Genomic DNA, 15,822 nt, shown 5'->3' on the forward strand with positions numbered 1-15,822 from the left:
ACTTGCGTGAAACTGGTGGTGGCACTTTCTGAAGAAAAAAATTGGCGGATCAGATGTCCGCCAGCCGGTAGCCAAGGTAGCGTTTGGAGTCGATCGGGTCGAACCCAAGCTTCTCGCGCAACTTCTTGCGCAATTTGCTGATGTGACTTTCCACCACGTTCTCTTCGACGTCCTCATCAAAGATGCCGTAGATGGCATTGAAGATCTGCGTCTTGGTCACCCGGCGTGTGGGGTTGCTCGCCAGATATTCCAGGATCCTGCGCTCACGGCGGGGCAGGGGAAGCGGTTGCCCCTCGATTTCCGGATCGCGCCCGTCGAAATAGATTCGCATGGTGCCGATTTCCGTGAAGGTGGCCGTTTCCTGCTGGGCGCGGCGGCGGATGGCTGTGATGCGCGCGAGGATCTCGCGGATGTGGACCGGCTTGCGAACAACATCGTCGACACCCCACTCGAACATGCGCAGCGTATCGTCGAGCGAATTGCGTTCACTCAGAGCAATCAACGGTGCGGTGGAGCGCTCACGAATGCGCTGAGCCCGAATGCTGCCTCCATCGCATTGGCCGAGCAAGAAAGCGCTCACGGCCTTGAGTTCATCATCCGGAACAGTCTCGACCCATTCGCCGAATTCGTCTGGTGCGAATCCTGCGCTCGCAACCCCTTCACGATTGAAAAGTGAGTGATAACCTTCAGTCACCAACTCACGCTCGTCTATCACGACAATCACCGGCCCGCCCTCCGAATCAACTTATGTATCAAGTGGTAACTGGTCGGGCGAATCACGCACAACTATGAAATCTCAGGAGTCAATATTGGGGAGTCTGAAAGTCAGGCCTTTTGGATCCTGTTCGAAAAAATAATTTCAATCAGGGATTGCAGAAGCGGCGTGCCTCCGGTGTCCAGGCTCCAAAGCCCGTGGCAACCATATTGGCAATCACACGGCAAACGTATCTTTTCTGCGCTGGATCGTTATCAGGGCCTGCGTGATAGCGCGCGACAGCCATCGACCACGAGCCATGGCGTTGCTTGAGCTGGACCAAAAACCGGGCGGCATAATCGACGTTCTGGCGCGGGTCCAACATGGATCGCAAATTCTGGAATTTCTCGCCATGGTAGTGGTAATTGATCTGCATGCAGCCCAGATCGATAAGTTTCTTACCTTCGCTACGAGCGCGCTCAAAGCTGCGAATTGCATCCCCCGCGCTACGCGCGAAGACTGCCTTCCCCTCGATGTTCAGCGCGTAGGGTTGCAAGCTTCCCTTCACGCCCGTTTCCGTGAGGCCGACGGCATAAAGGATCCCGGGGGGGACACGGTACTTTTCCGCCGCGCGAAGGATTTCACCCTCACAGGCATTGCCGGCGGCCTGGGCACTGCTGGCCATTGCCGAAAGGCTAAATATAAACGCCGCTATGAGACGCATCGGCGGTATCCTGTGCCTGCCGTCCGCCATTGCTGGCCTCCTCACGGGTAGAGCGATCACCGCCGGTTCCTCGCGAGGGATTACCCTCGCCGCGTCCATCGCTCATGGACTGGAACGCTCCGTCTCGCGTGTTGCCACCGGTCGCGGTGTTGGTTTGCCCGCCGGGCGTGGATTGTTGAATGGTGACCCGGTCAATGTCGTAGCCGAGTGAGCGCAGGGCCTTGACGATGGAGTCGCTGTCGGTGCTCAGGCGGTGGCGCGCCTCGGTGCTTTCAACCTGCAGATCAACCATCAGTTGCTCACCCACGAGACGCAACTTGGCCGTTACGGTTCCGAGTTCGGCCGGCTGAAGCTGGATCTTCAGGGTCTGCACCATCTTTCCGGCTTCGCCCTGCTGACTGGTCTGCAAATGTGCGGCCTCGCTTGTTCCGGCGCGCGGGGCCAAAGAGCTCTGGTCGCCGCCGACCGTGGGGGCGGGGGCGGGCGCACGCTGGATGGACACAACGCGGATTTCCTGTTGTTGCTGCTGGGCATTCTCGCGCACGGGCCCCTCATTGCCGCCAAGGCCTCGCAGCGTCGCCTCGGACTTTGCAGATTGTTGGGTGGTCTGCTCAGCCGCTATCGGCGTGGAAGACTTCTCACTGACAGACAATGCGGCTTTGTCAGATGCCTTTGGCAGTCCAGGAAGAGGTTGCTCGGCTCTGTCTACACGTTTGGCTGGTACTACGCGTTCCCGGGTCCGATCGTTCGCCTGAGGAAGAGGTTGGGCTGAAGCCATTTGTGGCGCAGCAGGGGCGTCTTCGGAAACCGGAGTGGCGGCCGTTCGTACCTCGCTGGATTGCACTGCAGGACCTTTACCGCCTTCCAGAAGCTCGTCCGCTGTTGCATCCGCTTCCCCGTCACCCTTGGCGTCACCTGTTTCACCGCTCAATCTACCGGGGACGGGTGCATTCGTTTGAGGAGAAAGTGTCTCGGGAAGGTGCTGCAGTTCGCCGTCTTCGTTTTGCTGTTCTTCTTCGCTGGAAGGCTCTTGCCGTGGCCCCAACCCTTCGGCAAGCGTCCAACGTATCGGCTGCCAACCTGTGGCTTCCTCGCTGGTTTTCTTCTCCTGATTGCCCTTCGTGGTCCGTGTTTCCGTCAGAGCTTCCTCGAAGGCTGACGAAAGAGGCTCTCTGCCCGCACGTTTCTGGAGCCCCGCATCCAGCGTCTGCAGGGTGGTCGGCAAACTCCGGCTTATGGCGGGATTCATTGTGCGGTTTCCTTTCCAAGCAGCGCATCTATGTCGTCGAGTTTGCTGCGCATTTCCTTCAAATAGCTATCGGCCTCGTCATTCTCGGGATCACCGGGAAAAGCGGCGTCGGCAGCCTCCTGCGTCATGAGAGATGCGGCGCTCTCAGCAATCTCAGCGTTGTTGTCGTCTTCAACGGAAATTTCTTCGTCAGGCAGGCGCGCATCCACGAGTTCCGGTTGGGAATCCGGCTCGAGTGCAGAAGTATGCCGTGGCTCGTCAAGAACCGCCCTGGCTATCGCGACAGCCGCATCGAGCAATTCCTGATCGGCTTTTGATAGACGATGACGATCGATGCTGTTCAGGGCGGTCAGGACATCGTTCACATTGTCCGAAGTCACAGAAGCCATGTTCGCGTAAAGAACGGCTCTTGGATCGTTGCGTCCGTCTGCGTCTTGACCATAGGCCATGGCCTTTTGCGAAGCGAAGGCGAGCAGCCGCTCATAACCCTCAATGGCGCTGTTGCGGGCAAGCCGCAGATACACGATCCTCGCCTGTTCATCGGACATCTGTGCAGTCACTTCGTCAACCATGGAAGGGTCGACGGTGTCGTTTAACTCCACCACTGCAGCGACGAATGTGTCGACAAACTGTGTTGCGTAGGGCGAACGTAGAAAACGCCGAACATATTGTTCCGATGCCCGGGCGAGCCGCTCTGTGTCTTTCAGGGCGGCAGCAAGCGGGATGCTACGCCGCAGGGCTGCCTCTTCAATAAGGGTTCCCGGGCTGAGAAGCCGGGCCTCATCAAGCATCCGAACCGCAAAAAGAGGGTTGTCCCGCGCCGTCACGGTCGCGCTGACGAGAGCGACTGGAGGCCCCACTTCCGGTGGAAGAGACTTGGGGTCGATCTCCTGAAGCACAGCGCGCGCCGCAGTGAAGTCTCCAAGCGCATAGCGCACTATTGCTTCGCCGAGCCGGGACTCCTGTGGGCCCAAAGAGAGCTTGGAGAAGAGCAATTCGAGAGTCTTGGGATTGCCGCCGCTTAACCCGTATATCAGCAAAGCCTGCAGGTTCCGCGGATCCGAGAAATCTGCCGGGTCGGCTTTGCGTATGCGGTTGTCAATGATGCCGAGCAGCTTTTGCTGCATGGGCAGGGCCGCATGATCGCCGTCTGCGATGCGGTCTTGAACGCGCTGAAGCGAGCGAACCATCTGATAGGGCTGCATGGAAGCTGCCTGCGCGCCGGTTTCGACGGCGAGACCGGTTATCAGAATAGCGGCGAATCTCGCAACTGCCCTCATCGTGGCACTTCCAGAAGGATTTCGATGCGGCGGTTGGCACTGGCGTACGGATCTTCGGGTACTTTGAGCTTGCGATCAGCAAAACCTGCCACCTGCTCAATGCGCATCTCATCCAGCCCGCCGCGCACAAGCATGTAATAGGCGGCCTGAGCGCGGGCGCTGGATAGACGCCAATTGTCGTAAGTCTCGCTACGGAATGGACGCCCGTCCGTGTGGCCACGAACGCTCACCTTGCCCGATTGTTCGCTCAGGGTCTGGCCGATCTTGTCCATGGCGAGAACGAGCTCCCGCTGCGGCACCGCCGACCCTACCGGGAACATGCCGTTTTCAAGATCATCGGTGATCGAAACAAGCACACCCTCGTCGGTTGCTACGACGGATATGGAGCTCTCGAGCGGTGTTCCCGCAAATTGTGCAGCAAGCTGGGATCGAATCTTCTCGGCCAGCTGCTCACCTCTTTCCAGCGCGTCTTGAGCGGAAGGCTCGGCGGGCGCTTTCGCGGCGTCGCTCTCGCTACTCTGTGATGTTTCGGGAGGAGCGGTTTCCTGTGCGGCAACGTCTTCCCGCTCCAGGGGTTTCAGGGGCTGAACCTCGCGAACCGGCTCCAGAGCGATTTGGGCCCCAGCCTCGGTTTCGGAAGCGTCCCGTGCGACGGCTGGTGGCGGATTTGCGCCGTTGCTTGGGAGATCGACATCGGTTCCGGCAGGATTTTCTCGCGCATTGTCGGGGTCGCCCTGAACACCAATCTGCGGTCGCGCGACCTGCTGCGACCAGAAATCGGGTGCGAATGGATCGCGGTAGGATTCTCCTCCGGACGCGCCCGAGGAAGGGCCCGCAATCTGCGCGCCTCCGTCCCCTTTCTGGGAAATGTTCTGCATCGTGTCGGTGTTGGATGCGATTTCGGCGAGCACGGCATAGGGGTCCGAGAACAGGTTCTCGTCAGACAGTTTCTGGATGTCCGACTGGCCAACGGAGTTCTCGAAACTCATCGGTCCTGATGTCTGCTCCTGGTTCTGCGATGGAGCGCCCGGTGCGTCATCTTCGACATCGTTGGGCGCGCTATCGACCGGATCGCCTTCGACGTCCTCAAGGCCCTTGCTGCTCGTGTTGCGATCGATGAGCTGCACCGGGTTGAAATAACTCGCAAGCGCGGTTTTCGTATCTTCGTCGGTCGCGTTGATGAGCCACATGACCAGGAAGAAGCACATCATGGCGGTCATGAAATCCGCAAAAGCGATCTTCCATGCACCGCCGTGATGGCCCTCGTCTTCGTCGCCGCCGCCACGACGAACGATAATGATCTCCGAGGCGCGATCCTCGTCTTCCGCAACGCTCATGAGATCAATCCTGCAAGTGTTTCCGACCACTCCGTAAGTCGGGTCTCAAAGAGTTCTTCATCGACTGAGATACTGAGGTCGAAGCCGGGGGCTTCCGCGAAATCGACGTGACGCGCTTTCTCGCCAAGCCCTGCCTTCAGACTGTCCCACAATGCGGGCGAACCGCTGGCCCGGATGCGCAGGGTTTCACGGTCACCAACCGCACTGCGTATCACGCGTTCAAGTTCCGCGATCGATCGCTTCTGCAGATCCTCCGTCAGAACGCCGCCGAGGATCCGCGATGTGGCCTGCGAGGTCAGCGCGACCAGGTCGTCTTCCAGAGCGGTAAAGCGCGTTTCGATTGCCAGACCCACCGCTTCGCCCAGTTGATTGCGCAGTGCCTCGAGCTCGTGAGCGTGCCGTTCACGTTCCTGTTCGAGAGCCACTGCATGTTCTTGAGCGAGCTTTTCTGCCAGCGCGGCTTCTGCTGCCGCGATCATCTCGTCGAGCTGGGTCTGCAGTGGAGGAACTGCTTCCTTGGCAGGAGGCTCCGGGCGCTCGATCAGTGAATCGAAATGTGCGCTCTCCGCCCTGCGCGGGGAGGCGGGCGGGGCTGGGGTGCCGAAGTCCGGCAGAACGTCGAAGAGCGAAAGAGCGGGAGGCATCAACCGGCCTCCGCCTCAGCGCGCGCCCATTTGCGCAGAATGTGGGCAGTGCGCTCCTCGTTGAGGTCGACCATACGGGCCAGACGTTCCTGCGGAGCAGGACGGATCTTGAGCCGGTGCGTGCCGTAGGTGTCGTCTTCCTCGAACTCAGGGTCGGAGTACGCGCCGTCGGTCAGACGTGCCTGTTCATCTTCCGGATTGGGCAGAGCCCGCTGCATGTCATCCGAAACCGGACCCTGTGCGATGGCCGGACGCATCAGGTTGGTCCCGATCGGTTTAAGGCCGAACCAGGTGACAAGAAACGCCACGAGGATGAAGGCGGCTGCGTTGATCAGGGTACCGGTGTGCTGTCCGACCGCATCAAGAATGCCCGGCTCCGGCATTGGTGTACCGTCGAGGCCGTCGATGAACTCGACCGATGAGACATTGATCACGTCGCCGCGAGCTTCGTTGAAGCCGGTAGCAGAGGCAACGACATTCTGAATTTCTGCAATCCGGGCATTGATTTGATCGGGTGTGGCGTTGGGACCGAGGATCTCCAGGATCCTTGCCTGATTGACCACCACGGCAATCGACATCTTGTCGACGCTGTAGCCGTTGCTGGTGGTGGCAATGCGCTTGGTGTTCAGCTCATAATTGGTGGTTTCTTCACGACGCTCGCTTTCTTCGGAGGATTTCGGACCCGCCGTTGCGGCCGTCTCGTCCTCGGGAAGATTCTGCGCCACTGAGGTTGGTTGAATGGCTGTTTCGCGATTGGCGCTGTCGCTGGAGCGGACGACCTGAACCGACCGTTCGACGCGTGAGTTCGGATCGTAAATAACCTCCTCGATCTGACGTGCGTCAGTGTTTACGTCTGCTTTGACGCTGGCGCGGAAATTGTCGGGGCCCAGATAGGGAGCCAGCGCGCGGCGAATGTTCTGCTCGATCTGGTTTTCGACCGTGCGTTCGACGCCTATGGAACGTTGTGCGGTGCTGTTGGAGGGATCATCGCCGGCGGCAAGCAGCGTGCCGGTCGAATCCAGAATGGTCACTTTCTCCGCATCCAGGCCGGGGACGGCGGCTGCAACGAGATAGCGGATCGACGAGGCTGCGTTGGTTGCATCCAGACTGGAGGCCCGAATGACGACAGAGGCCGAGGGCTGGCGTTCTTCCGTGCGGAATGTGCCGCGTTCCTGCATGACGATGTGAACCCGCGCTGCCTTAATGCCTGCGAGTGACTGAATGGTGCGGGCGATTTCGCCTTCAAGAGCGCGGACGCGGGTCACCTGCTGCATGAAGGTCGTGAGACCCAGGGAGCCGACATTGTCGAAGAGTTCGTAGCCCGCATTGGTGCTGCTTGGCAGGCCCTTCTCGGCCAGCAACATGCGCGCCTGCGCGGTCTTTCCGGCAGGTACCAGAACCGCCGTCCCATCCGAAACGACATCAAAACCGATCCCTGCCTCACCCAGAACCAGTCCGATCTGGTTCACGTCGGACCTGTCGAGTCCGATATAAAGCGTTTCATAAGCGGGCCTGTTGAGATAGGCCGCGCCCGCCACGATGACGGCCATGAAAAGTGCCAGCATGCCCCCAAGAAGGGCAAGCCGGCGAGGGCCGAGACTTTTCAGGTTTTCAACGACGGTCTGAATCTGCTCAGGCAACGCCCAATGCTCCCATACGAGTTCTGTCCGGGAGAGTAGACGTCGAAGCTTGTGCGAAAATGAAATGGGGCCGCGATGCGGCCCCATTGTGTGAGCGGTTTGGCTGCGGTTTGCGGCCTACTTGAAGAGGGAAAGAATGCTCTGCGCGTTCTGATTGGCGATGGCGAGCGCCTGAATGCCAAGCTGTTGCTGGACCTGAAGGGCCTGAAGCCGCGTGGATTCCTCGTTCATATCCGCATCGACAAGCTGCCCGACCCCGCGCTCGATGGAATCCATCAGATTGGAGACGAAGTCCTTCTGCAGATCGAGGCGTGTCTTTGCCGCGCCGAGGTCGGCAGCAGCGTTGGACATGTTGGACAGTGCTGTCTCAACGTCCGTCAGGTAGCCATCGATATCCGCGTCAGTTCCATTGGTGACGATGTCGATGAGCATGATGTCGTCGGCCAGACCACCGGGAAGTCCGCCCGCCGCAAAGAGTTTCACGCTGGCAATGTCGATTTTGATCGTGTCGACCGACACCGTTCCGGCTGAAGAGCGATTATAGGACGAAACGACTTCGACGTTTCCGGTGTCATCGGTCGCGAGAATGTTGGTTCCGGCATAGCTCGCACCGGTGGCAGCACTCTTGATGTGGTCAAGCAGGATGTCGATCTCGGCCTGGATTTTGCCTTGGTTCTCAGCACTCGCGCCGCGGGCTGTCACCAATTTGGACTTGATCGCATCCACCGCTTCCAGAACGTTGTTCATGGCCGTGTAGGATGTGTCGATCTTGCCGGCGCCCAGTCCGAGTGCGTCCTGAACCGCCGATAAAGCCTTGTTGTCGGAACGCATTGTCGTTGCGATAGACCAATAGGCGGCATTATCGCTCGCTTCAGCAACGCGGTAGCCCGTGGAGATGCGGCCCTGGACCACGTCCATGGCCTTGTTGGTCACCTTAAGGCTCTGCAATGCAACCATCGCAGAAGTGTTGGTCATGATGCTGGCCACGTGATCACCTCTTTGTTCAATCACTCCCGGTGGCACCGCGTGTTCGCGCCGGGTATGGTTAACGATAGGTAGATGCACATGGTTAACAGGCTATTAATGGAGGTTAACTGTTGCTCCAAATATCAAAAAAAGACGGGCCGCTCGAATGAGCGGCCCGTCCATTGTGGATTGATGCCGGCGCTTTGGCGCCGGGATCGATCTATTAGCGGAACAGCGACAGGATGTTCTGCGAGTTGGAGTTGGCGATCGAAAGCGCCTGGATGCCCAGCTGCTGCTGAACCTGCAGAGCCGACAGACGAGCCGATTCTTCGTTCATGTCCGCGTCAACGAGCTGGCCAACACCGCGTTCGATAGCGTCGGAAAGCTTGCCAACGAAGTCTTTCTGAAGATCGACGCGCGACTTGGCCGCACCAAGTTCTGCCGCCTGGTCGGCGAGGGAGGCGAGAGCCGTCTCGACGGTGCCCAAAGCAGTGTCGATTGCAGCGTCACCAACCTGGCCGCCGGAAGCATCGAACAGAGCCGCTGCAACAACGTTGGCTGCGGAACCACCGGTACCAGCCGCGTCGAGCACCAGAACGTTGGCACCCGTCAGCGTGATCTCGTCAATGGTGACGGTCGCGCCGCTGCGGTTGTAGGACGCAACGATGTTCACATCGGTGTTGTCCTGGATGATGTTGGAACCGGCATAGTTGGAGTTGCCGACGACCGACGTGATGTGAGCCTGGAGCGCGTTGATTTCGCCCTGGATCTTCTGCTGGTCTTCCTGAGAAGCACCGCGTGCCGTGACAAGCTTCTGCTTGATCTTGTCGACGGTGTCGATGACTTCATTGATACCCGTGTAGGCCGTGTCGATCTTGCCGGCGCCGAGACCCAGAGCATCCTGAACGCTGGAAAGGGCCTTGTTGTCGGACTTCATCGAAGTCGCGATGGACCAGTAAGCTGCGTTGTCGGAAGCTTCGCCCACGCGCAGGCCCGTCGAAATGCGGGACTGGGTGGTAGCCATGTTCTTGGAGATGGTGTTGAGGGTCTGCAGCGCCGTCATTGCCGACGCGTTGGTCATAAGACTTGCCATGGGAAAAACGCCCCTGAAATACAAAACAAACGAGGGACATACCGGGCTTACCGGTATGACGGAGCGGCATCATGCCCTTGATCCCGTTGTAAGATCTGTCCGCCATGCTTGAAGGCATTTATCGCGGCAAAGTCCTACCAAAAGGATAATGGGCCGGCTTAATTTTGTCGGCTGGCGTTTTTTCTGAAGAAACGAATTGTGGGGCCGCGAAGCCCCTCTAAACGAAAGAGCGAACGAGGCTGCCGACGAGCAGGTTCCAGCCATCGATCAGGACGAAGAACAAAATCTTGAACGGCAGGGAAACGACGGTCGGTGGCAACATCATCATACCCATGGACATGGTGATGGTGGCAACGATCAGGTCGATGACGAGGAAGGGCAACACGATCAGGAATCCGATTTCGAAGCCTCGTCTGATCTCGGAGATCATGAAGGCCGGAACCAGAACTCGTAGGTCTGCAGTCTCCACCGTTACGTCGATGTCTACATTGCCGCGTTCTGCGGCCAGATCGGCGAAGAGTGCAAAATCCTTCTCGCGGACATTGTTGACCATGAAGCCCCGAAAGGGTTCGGCAATGCGCTGGACCGCAACTTCCTCACTGATCTCATTGTTCATCAGGGGACGCATACCCTCTGCCCAGGCCCTGTCGAAGGTGGGCGCCATGACATAGAAGGTCATGAACAAGGATAGGCTGATCAGGATGAGGTTGGCAGGAGTGGTGGGCAGCCCCATGCCGGCGCGCAGGATGGAAAAGGCGATCACGAAGCGGGTGAAGCTTGTGACCATGATCAGAATTCCTGGCGCAACGGACAGGATCGTCAGAAGGCCGAAGAGCTGTATGATCGTTCCGATGGTGGAACCGTCTGCGCCCGTCAATGCCCCAAGATCGATGGATTGCGCCGCCGCAACGGTCGGAACGAGAGATGCGGCGATCAGAAGAGCAAGGCGTCTCATTCGAACAACAGAGCCCTGAAGAGGATTTGCTTGACCGCACCCTCGCTGCGAATGCTGGCGCGTTCTGCAAGATCAGAGCGCAGATGCTGAAGGCCGCTCGCGGTTTCCACCTGACGCAGTTTCACTGTGCGCAAGTATGCAAAAAGGTCCTGGTGGATCGCCGCTGCCATCGCTGGGTCAGGCTCCCCCTCGAACACAAGAGAAAGTTCAGCACGAACCCAGACTTCGCTGGGTTCGGCGAGATTGGTGGTGATGGGCTCCAACATGAAGATGCCGGGCGGGGGGGTGGCGGCGCCATCCTCGTCGGGAGCGTGAGTGGTGGCAACGCTTTCTGATGCCGTAGCAGCGGGCTCCTCGACGCTGCCCGATCTGCTCTGCAGATAGCTGCCGGCGAACCAGGCAGCTCCGGCAGCAAGGGCCGACATGACCAAAAGCATGCCCAACTGGACGACAAGGGACGGGCCCTTTTTTTCGGTGGGTTGCTGTTCAAGCAGCGCCATGCGTCTTCAGGCTCCGGCGTTGGGTTAGAATGGTAGCACCTGGTCGAGGAATTGCTGGCCATAGGGCGGCTGCTGTACCTCGCTGATCCGACCGCGCCCTCCGTAGGAGATGCGCGCTTCGGCGATGCGTTCGTAGGAAATCATGTTCTGCGGATCTATATCGCTTGGCCGAACGATGCCCTCGATGGTGAGGATGCGCAGTTCTGCGTTGACCCTGACCTCCTGGGTTCCTCGGATGCGCAGATTACCATTGGACATCACCTGTGTGACCACCGCGGCCACGAGGAGGCGAATGTTTTCCGAGCGCTCCGTCTGGCCGCCGCCTGCCGTCGATGTGCCGGAACCAATCTTGCCGTTGAGCGCAGCTGATGACCCCGCGCCGCCGATGGAATAGGAGCCAGAAAGACCCAAGCTGCGATCCACATCGCGCGAACGCTCGGATTCGTTCTTGAAACGAGCCTTGTCGTTGATCGATATCTCGACTGTCAGAATATCGCCGACATTGAGCGCGCGCGGATCTGTGAAGAGCCGGCTCTGCTTGTCGTCCCAGAGGGAGTAGCGAGTAAGCGCCGGGGCAGGGCGCTTTGGATAGTTGTAGGCGGCCATCACTTCCGGATCGATGGACGCTCCCACCTGCGTCATGGCCGGCTCTTTGCCAATCTCCTTGAGCGATTGGGAGCAACCGGCGACGAAGGCCAGCGGGAGGAGAAATACGGGCCGGAACGTCATGTCGGGTCCTCCGGACGCGCGGCGCTGGCGATGATGGTCGTCAGTGTCGCTGCGGACTTGCTGTTCATTTCATTGAGGATAATGCCGGCCGTTCGCGGTTCGAGCTTCATCAGGATGGCGGCGGCGAGTTCGACACGGACTTCCGCAAGGCGTTCGGCGGCAGCGTCGGGTCGCATCGAGGCATAGATTTCCACGATGCCGGCTTCGGCCTGCGCGAGAAAGATGTTTCGGCGCTGGAGCCAGCCTTCGTAATCGGCGCGCTTTTGCTCGAGAGCGGCGATGCGCTCGTCCACTTCACCCTTGAGTTTCTCCAGTTCCATCGCCTGGAGAGCGTAGCGGCGGTCGCGTGCTGCATCGGCGATGTTTGCGCAGAAGCGCTCAACCTCGTCGGGCTTCATCGTTGCCGGGTTCTCGTTCGCCAGTGCATGGAGTGGCGCGATCTGGGTAGCGATCACGAGCGCCGCGAATGCGCCAGTGGTGATTTTTCTCAATCGAAGACTGCGGGACATGCGGTGCACCTATTGCAGCACGAGTTCGGCCTGAAGCGCACCGGCGGACTTGATGCCCTGAAGGATGGCGATGATGCCATCCGGCTTCACGCCCAGCCGGTTGAGGCCGGAAACGAGGGTTTGCAGATTGGGACCGTCCAGCAGAGCCACATTGGCATCGGGCTGGTCGGCTTCGATTTCGGTAAAAGGTTCGATGGCAGTCTCGCCGCGAGAGAACGGCTCGGGCTGAACCACGCGCGGGGTCTCGGTGATGCGGACGGTGAGCGTGCCGTGGCTTATGGCAACGCGGGAGATGCGCACGTCATTGCCGATGACCACGGTGCCGGTGCGCTCGTCGACGACGACCCGGGCCGGACCGTCGGACTCCACCATCAGGTTTTCGATCTCGGCGTAGAAGCGGGCGTAGGAAATACCCTTGGGCCTGCGGATCCGAATGGTGCGGGCATCTTCTTCGTTGGCAAGCCGTGCGCCAAAACGGGAGCCGGTGTATGTGTTGATCGCGTCTGCAACACGTACGGCCGTGGAGAAATCCGCATTGCGCAATTGCAGGACAAGGCTGGCGCTATCGGACATGGAGGCCTCGACCTTGCGTTCGATGATGGCACCGTTGGGCACACGCCCCGAGGTGGGTACGCCCTGCGTGAGTGTCTCTGCCTGCCCCTGGGCGCTGAAACCGGAAACGATGACGGACCCCTGAGCCACCGCGTAAATTTCGCCATCGGCGGCGCGAAGGGGCGTCATCACCAGCGTGCCGCCAGCAAGCGACGTCGCGTCGCCAAGCGAGGAGACGCTGACGTCGATCCGAGCGCCCGACTGCACGAAGGGCGGAAGGTTTGCGGTGACAATGACGGCGGCGACGTTCTTTGCGCGGGCGCGACCGCCTTCCGACGCGATACCGAGATTTTCGAGCATCGCGCGCATGGACTGTTCGGTGAAGGGCGAGTTGCGCAGGCTGTCGCCGCTTCCCTGAAGGCCGATCACCAGTCCGTAGCCGACAAGCTGGTTGTCGCGTGCGGCCTGCAGCATCGCGATATCCTTGATGCGCGACGCGGCCTCGGCCGGGAGGCTGAGCGTGACCGCGAAGAGAATGGTGAGGAGGAGGCGATTCATCATATGGCACCGACCTGAACGCTACCATCTGCCAGGACGATCCCCATGAAGGTGCGACCGCTCTCAATGTTGCGCAAACGGATCATGTCGCCGGCTGCTCCGGCTTGAAGCGGTACGGCGCGGAGCGAAATGACGAGGGGGCCTTCGCTGAATGTCACCGTGACAGGGGTGCCGGTTTCCACCAGATAGGCGTCACGCACATAGCTGATGGGTATAAGGCGTCCCGGGAGGAGCGTACGCCGGGCGACTTTTCCGTCGACGTCTTCCAGCATTCGAGCAATCGCGGTGTTGCCGCGCGGGGGGCGTCGCAGAAACACTTCGTCGAGCGCGTCGACAGAAATGGTTTCGCCGGGATAGATGACACGCGTGGACACCACCGCCTGCTCCTGCGCTGCTACCGGAACACCGGTTACCAGGAAGCTGGCCAGCGCCAGGACAAGTGCGGAGACGATGGAGTGCGTGTTCATGCGAACCTACCGGATCGACTGGGTGACGGTTGCGGCCATCTCGTCGGCCGCGCGGATGACCTTGGAGTTCATCTCGTAGGCGCGTTGAGCGGATATCAGCTCGGTGATTTCTTTCACCGGATCGACATTTGAACCTTCGAGATAGCCCTGTTCGATGACGGCGAAGCCGGGATCTCCTGGTACGCCCTGGATCGCAGCACCCGAAGCGGGAGTTTCGCGGAACAGGTTGTCACCGATTGGGTCGAGGCCCGCTTCATTGGCGAAATTGGCAAGGGTTAGCTGGCCAAGATCCTGAAGCTCTGCCTGCCCGTCGATCCGCGCAAAAACCTGTCCGGTCTTGTTGATCACAACCTCTACCGCGTCCTCGGGAATGATGATCGCCGGGTTCACATTGTAGCCTTGGGTGGTTACGAGCTGACCGGTCGCATTGGTGTTGAACGAGCCGGCGCGCGTGTAAAGCGGCTCACCGTCAGTGCCTTCAATTTCGAACCAGCCCTTGCCGACCAGCGCTACATCAAGCTTGTTGCCGGTGTTGTTCATCGGGCCCTGGATATGCAGGTTGCGCACGGCTGCGGCTTTCACGCCGAGGCCGACATTCGCGCCTTCCGGCACGATCGCCTGATTGGCGCGACTGGGAACGCCCTGCATACGCTCCGTCTGATAAAGCAGATCGGAAAACTCGGCCCGGGCACGTTTGAAGCCGGTCGTGTTGATATTGGCGATGTTGTTGGCGATCACTTCAAGATTTAGTTGCTGGGCGCTCATGCCGGTGGCGGCAATCGACAGGGCTTTCATCTATCAGGCTCCTCAGATGGCCATGCGGCTGATGTCGAGATAGGCGGTGACAAGCTTGTCACGTACGGCAATCGCAGCCTGTAGCGCCTGTTCGGCGCTCATGACCGCGTCCACCACTTCCCGGGTTTCTGCTTCACCTTGCAGCGCCTTGATGGAAACGCCTTCGGCATGGTTCAATTTCGCTACCGTATTGGCCGCCGCTTGCCCCAGCATTGCGCTAAAAGCTTCTCCGGTTTCGGAGGTGGGGGCCTGACGAGCCGGCTGCAGACCGGTGGCCTGCGTCAATGTCGAAGGGGCGATGCTGCCCACGGGAGGAATCATGACTGGCTCCGCATCAGATCAATGGTCATGGAAATGAGTTCGCGCGCTTGCTTGATGACCTGCAGGTTCGCTTCGTAGCCGCGATTGGCCTCACGCATGTCGGCCATCTCGATCAAGACGTTGACATTCGGCATCTTCACATAACCGCGCTCGTCCGCGGCCTCGTGACCGGGATTGAACTCGAGGGTGAAATCGGTGGGATCACGGGCGATCGACCCGACCTCGACAACACTGCCGCCAATATTGCGGTCAAGCTCGGCAACGAAGCTGATGGTCTTGCGGCGGTAGGGATCTCCGCCCGGAATGTCGCTGGTAGACTTGGCGTTGGCCAGGTTTTCAGAAACCACCTGCATGCGCTCCGACTGCGCTTGCAGGCCGGATGCGGCGACTTTCAATGAAGCGGAAAGGGGGTCCACAGCTTATCCTCTCGACGTGTTCATCAGCATGCGGTGGAAGGCTTTGACGATTGCCGTGTTGAGCTCGAAGGAGCGGCGAACCTCGCCTGCATTGGCCAGTTCGTCTTCCATCTTCACGGTGTTTTCAGAAGGCAGAACAGACGGATCTTCGGTGCTGTTTACTGAAAAGGAGGCGTTTGTCGCACCGAATTTGAGATGGTTTGGATTGGTGCTGGTCAATGCCACGCGCGAACCGTTCAAGACATTTTCGAAGGGCTCAACCTCCAGGGCCTTGTATCCGGGTGTGTTGATGTTGGCGACATTGCTCGCCACTGTCGTCTGGCGAACGGAAAGCCACTTCGCCTGCTGGGTGGCAAGATCAAACAGGTTGACGGGCTGCATCAGGCAAGTCTC

19 protein-coding genes are annotated in these 15,822 nt (G+C 59.5%); all 19 read right to left on the minus strand.

All coding sequences use genetic code 11. The features are described from left to right. Positions 1-49 precede the first annotated feature (49 nt). The 19 genes from H7H48_RS07930 to flgB all read right to left on the minus strand — a co-directional run bounded on the left by H7H48_RS07930 (position 50) and on the right by flgB (position 15,810). Complete coding sequence (locus tag H7H48_RS07930) at positions 50-724, minus strand: response regulator transcription factor (protein WP_229448474.1); 675 nt, start codon at positions 722-724, stop codon at positions 50-52. A gap of 139 nt (positions 725-863) precedes the next feature. Continuing rightward, the gene (locus H7H48_RS07935; RefSeq protein ID WP_229448475.1) at positions 864-1,418 is read right to left on the minus strand and encodes a lytic transglycosylase domain-containing protein; all 555 of its coding nucleotides are present in this window, start codon (positions 1,416-1,418) and stop codon (positions 864-866) included. Next, entirely contained in the window at positions 1,390-2,667 is a 1,278-nt protein-coding gene (locus H7H48_RS07940) for a flagellar hook-length control protein FliK (RefSeq protein WP_229448477.1), read from the minus strand. The genes H7H48_RS07935 and H7H48_RS07940 overlap by 29 nt, the downstream gene beginning before the upstream one ends. Further along, complete coding sequence (locus H7H48_RS07945) at positions 2,664-3,947, minus strand: chemotaxis protein (RefSeq protein WP_229448478.1); 1,284 nt, start codon at positions 3,945-3,947, stop codon at positions 2,664-2,666. Before H7H48_RS07945 ends, H7H48_RS07940 begins: the two co-directional genes overlap by 4 nt. Next, complete coding sequence (locus H7H48_RS07950; protein WP_229448480.1) at positions 3,944-5,284, minus strand: MotB family protein; 1,341 nt, start codon at positions 5,282-5,284, stop codon at positions 3,944-3,946. Before H7H48_RS07950 ends, H7H48_RS07945 begins: the two co-directional genes overlap by 4 nt. Beyond that, on the minus strand, positions 5,281-5,928 hold the full coding sequence (locus H7H48_RS07955) for a hypothetical protein (protein WP_229448482.1): 648 nt from the start codon (positions 5,926-5,928) through the stop codon (positions 5,281-5,283). The genes H7H48_RS07950 and H7H48_RS07955 overlap by 4 nt, the downstream gene beginning before the upstream one ends. Then, a complete protein-coding gene (gene fliF / locus H7H48_RS07960) occupies positions 5,928-7,568 on the minus strand; it encodes a flagellar basal-body MS-ring/collar protein FliF (RefSeq protein WP_229448484.1) in 1,641 nt (546 codons plus the stop codon). The genes H7H48_RS07955 and fliF overlap by 1 nt, the downstream gene beginning before the upstream one ends. Before the next feature lie 117 nt (positions 7,569-7,685). After that, positions 7,686-8,555 carry a flagellin gene (locus H7H48_RS07965; protein ID WP_229448485.1) on the minus strand — a complete coding sequence of 290 codons (870 nt, stop codon included), beginning with the start codon at positions 8,553-8,555 and terminating at the stop codon, positions 7,686-7,688. A 202-nt stretch (positions 8,556-8,757) separates the two neighbouring features. After that, a complete protein-coding gene (locus H7H48_RS07970; RefSeq protein WP_229448486.1) occupies positions 8,758-9,627 on the minus strand; it encodes a flagellin in 870 nt (289 codons plus the stop codon). A gap of 217 nt (positions 9,628-9,844) precedes the next feature. After that, positions 9,845-10,582: a flagellar type III secretion system pore protein FliP gene (fliP, locus tag H7H48_RS07975; RefSeq protein WP_229448487.1), complete on the minus strand. Its 738-nt coding sequence runs from the start codon at positions 10,580-10,582 to the stop codon at positions 9,845-9,847. Further along, the gene (locus tag H7H48_RS07980; protein ID WP_229448488.1) at positions 10,579-11,082 is read right to left on the minus strand and encodes a flagellar basal body-associated FliL family protein; all 504 of its coding nucleotides are present in this window, start codon (positions 11,080-11,082) and stop codon (positions 10,579-10,581) included. The genes fliP and H7H48_RS07980 overlap by 4 nt, the downstream gene beginning before the upstream one ends. A gap of 24 nt (positions 11,083-11,106) precedes the next feature. Beyond that, complete coding sequence (gene flgH / locus H7H48_RS07985; protein WP_229448489.1) at positions 11,107-11,811, minus strand: flagellar basal body L-ring protein FlgH; 705 nt, start codon at positions 11,809-11,811, stop codon at positions 11,107-11,109. Continuing rightward, positions 11,808-12,320 (minus strand): MotE family protein, encoded by a 513-nt coding sequence (locus H7H48_RS07990; protein ID WP_229448490.1) that lies wholly within the window; start codon positions 12,318-12,320, stop codon positions 11,808-11,810. Before H7H48_RS07990 ends, flgH begins: the two co-directional genes overlap by 4 nt. A 9-nt stretch (positions 12,321-12,329) precedes the next feature. Beyond that, entirely contained in the window at positions 12,330-13,433 is a 1,104-nt protein-coding gene (locus H7H48_RS07995) for a flagellar basal body P-ring protein FlgI (protein WP_370633334.1), read from the minus strand. Further along, the gene (flgA, locus tag H7H48_RS08000; RefSeq protein WP_229448493.1) at positions 13,430-13,897 is read right to left on the minus strand and encodes a flagellar basal body P-ring formation chaperone FlgA; all 468 of its coding nucleotides are present in this window, start codon (positions 13,895-13,897) and stop codon (positions 13,430-13,432) included. Before flgA ends, H7H48_RS07995 begins: the two co-directional genes overlap by 4 nt. A gap of 6 nt (positions 13,898-13,903) precedes the next feature. Further along, positions 13,904-14,692 carry a flagellar basal-body rod protein FlgG gene (flgG, locus tag H7H48_RS08005; RefSeq protein ID WP_229448495.1) on the minus strand — a complete coding sequence of 263 codons (789 nt, stop codon included), beginning with the start codon at positions 14,690-14,692 and terminating at the stop codon, positions 13,904-13,906. 12 nt (positions 14,693-14,704) lie between these two features. Then, a complete protein-coding gene (locus tag H7H48_RS08010; protein WP_229448496.1) occupies positions 14,705-15,013 on the minus strand; it encodes a flagellar hook-basal body complex protein FliE in 309 nt (102 codons plus the stop codon). Next, positions 15,010-15,429 (minus strand): flagellar basal body rod protein FlgC, encoded by a 420-nt coding sequence (gene flgC / locus H7H48_RS08015; protein ID WP_229448497.1) that lies wholly within the window; start codon positions 15,427-15,429, stop codon positions 15,010-15,012. The genes H7H48_RS08010 and flgC overlap by 4 nt, the downstream gene beginning before the upstream one ends. A 3-nt stretch (positions 15,430-15,432) precedes the next feature. Next, complete coding sequence (gene flgB, locus H7H48_RS08020) at positions 15,433-15,810, minus strand: flagellar basal body rod protein FlgB (RefSeq protein ID WP_229448498.1); 378 nt, start codon at positions 15,808-15,810, stop codon at positions 15,433-15,435. Positions 15,811-15,822: the final 12 nt, after the last annotated feature.

It is taken from the genome of Nitratireductor sp. B36, assembly GCF_020833685.1.
GTDB lineage: Bacteria > Pseudomonadota > Alphaproteobacteria > Rhizobiales > Rhizobiaceae > Nitratireductor.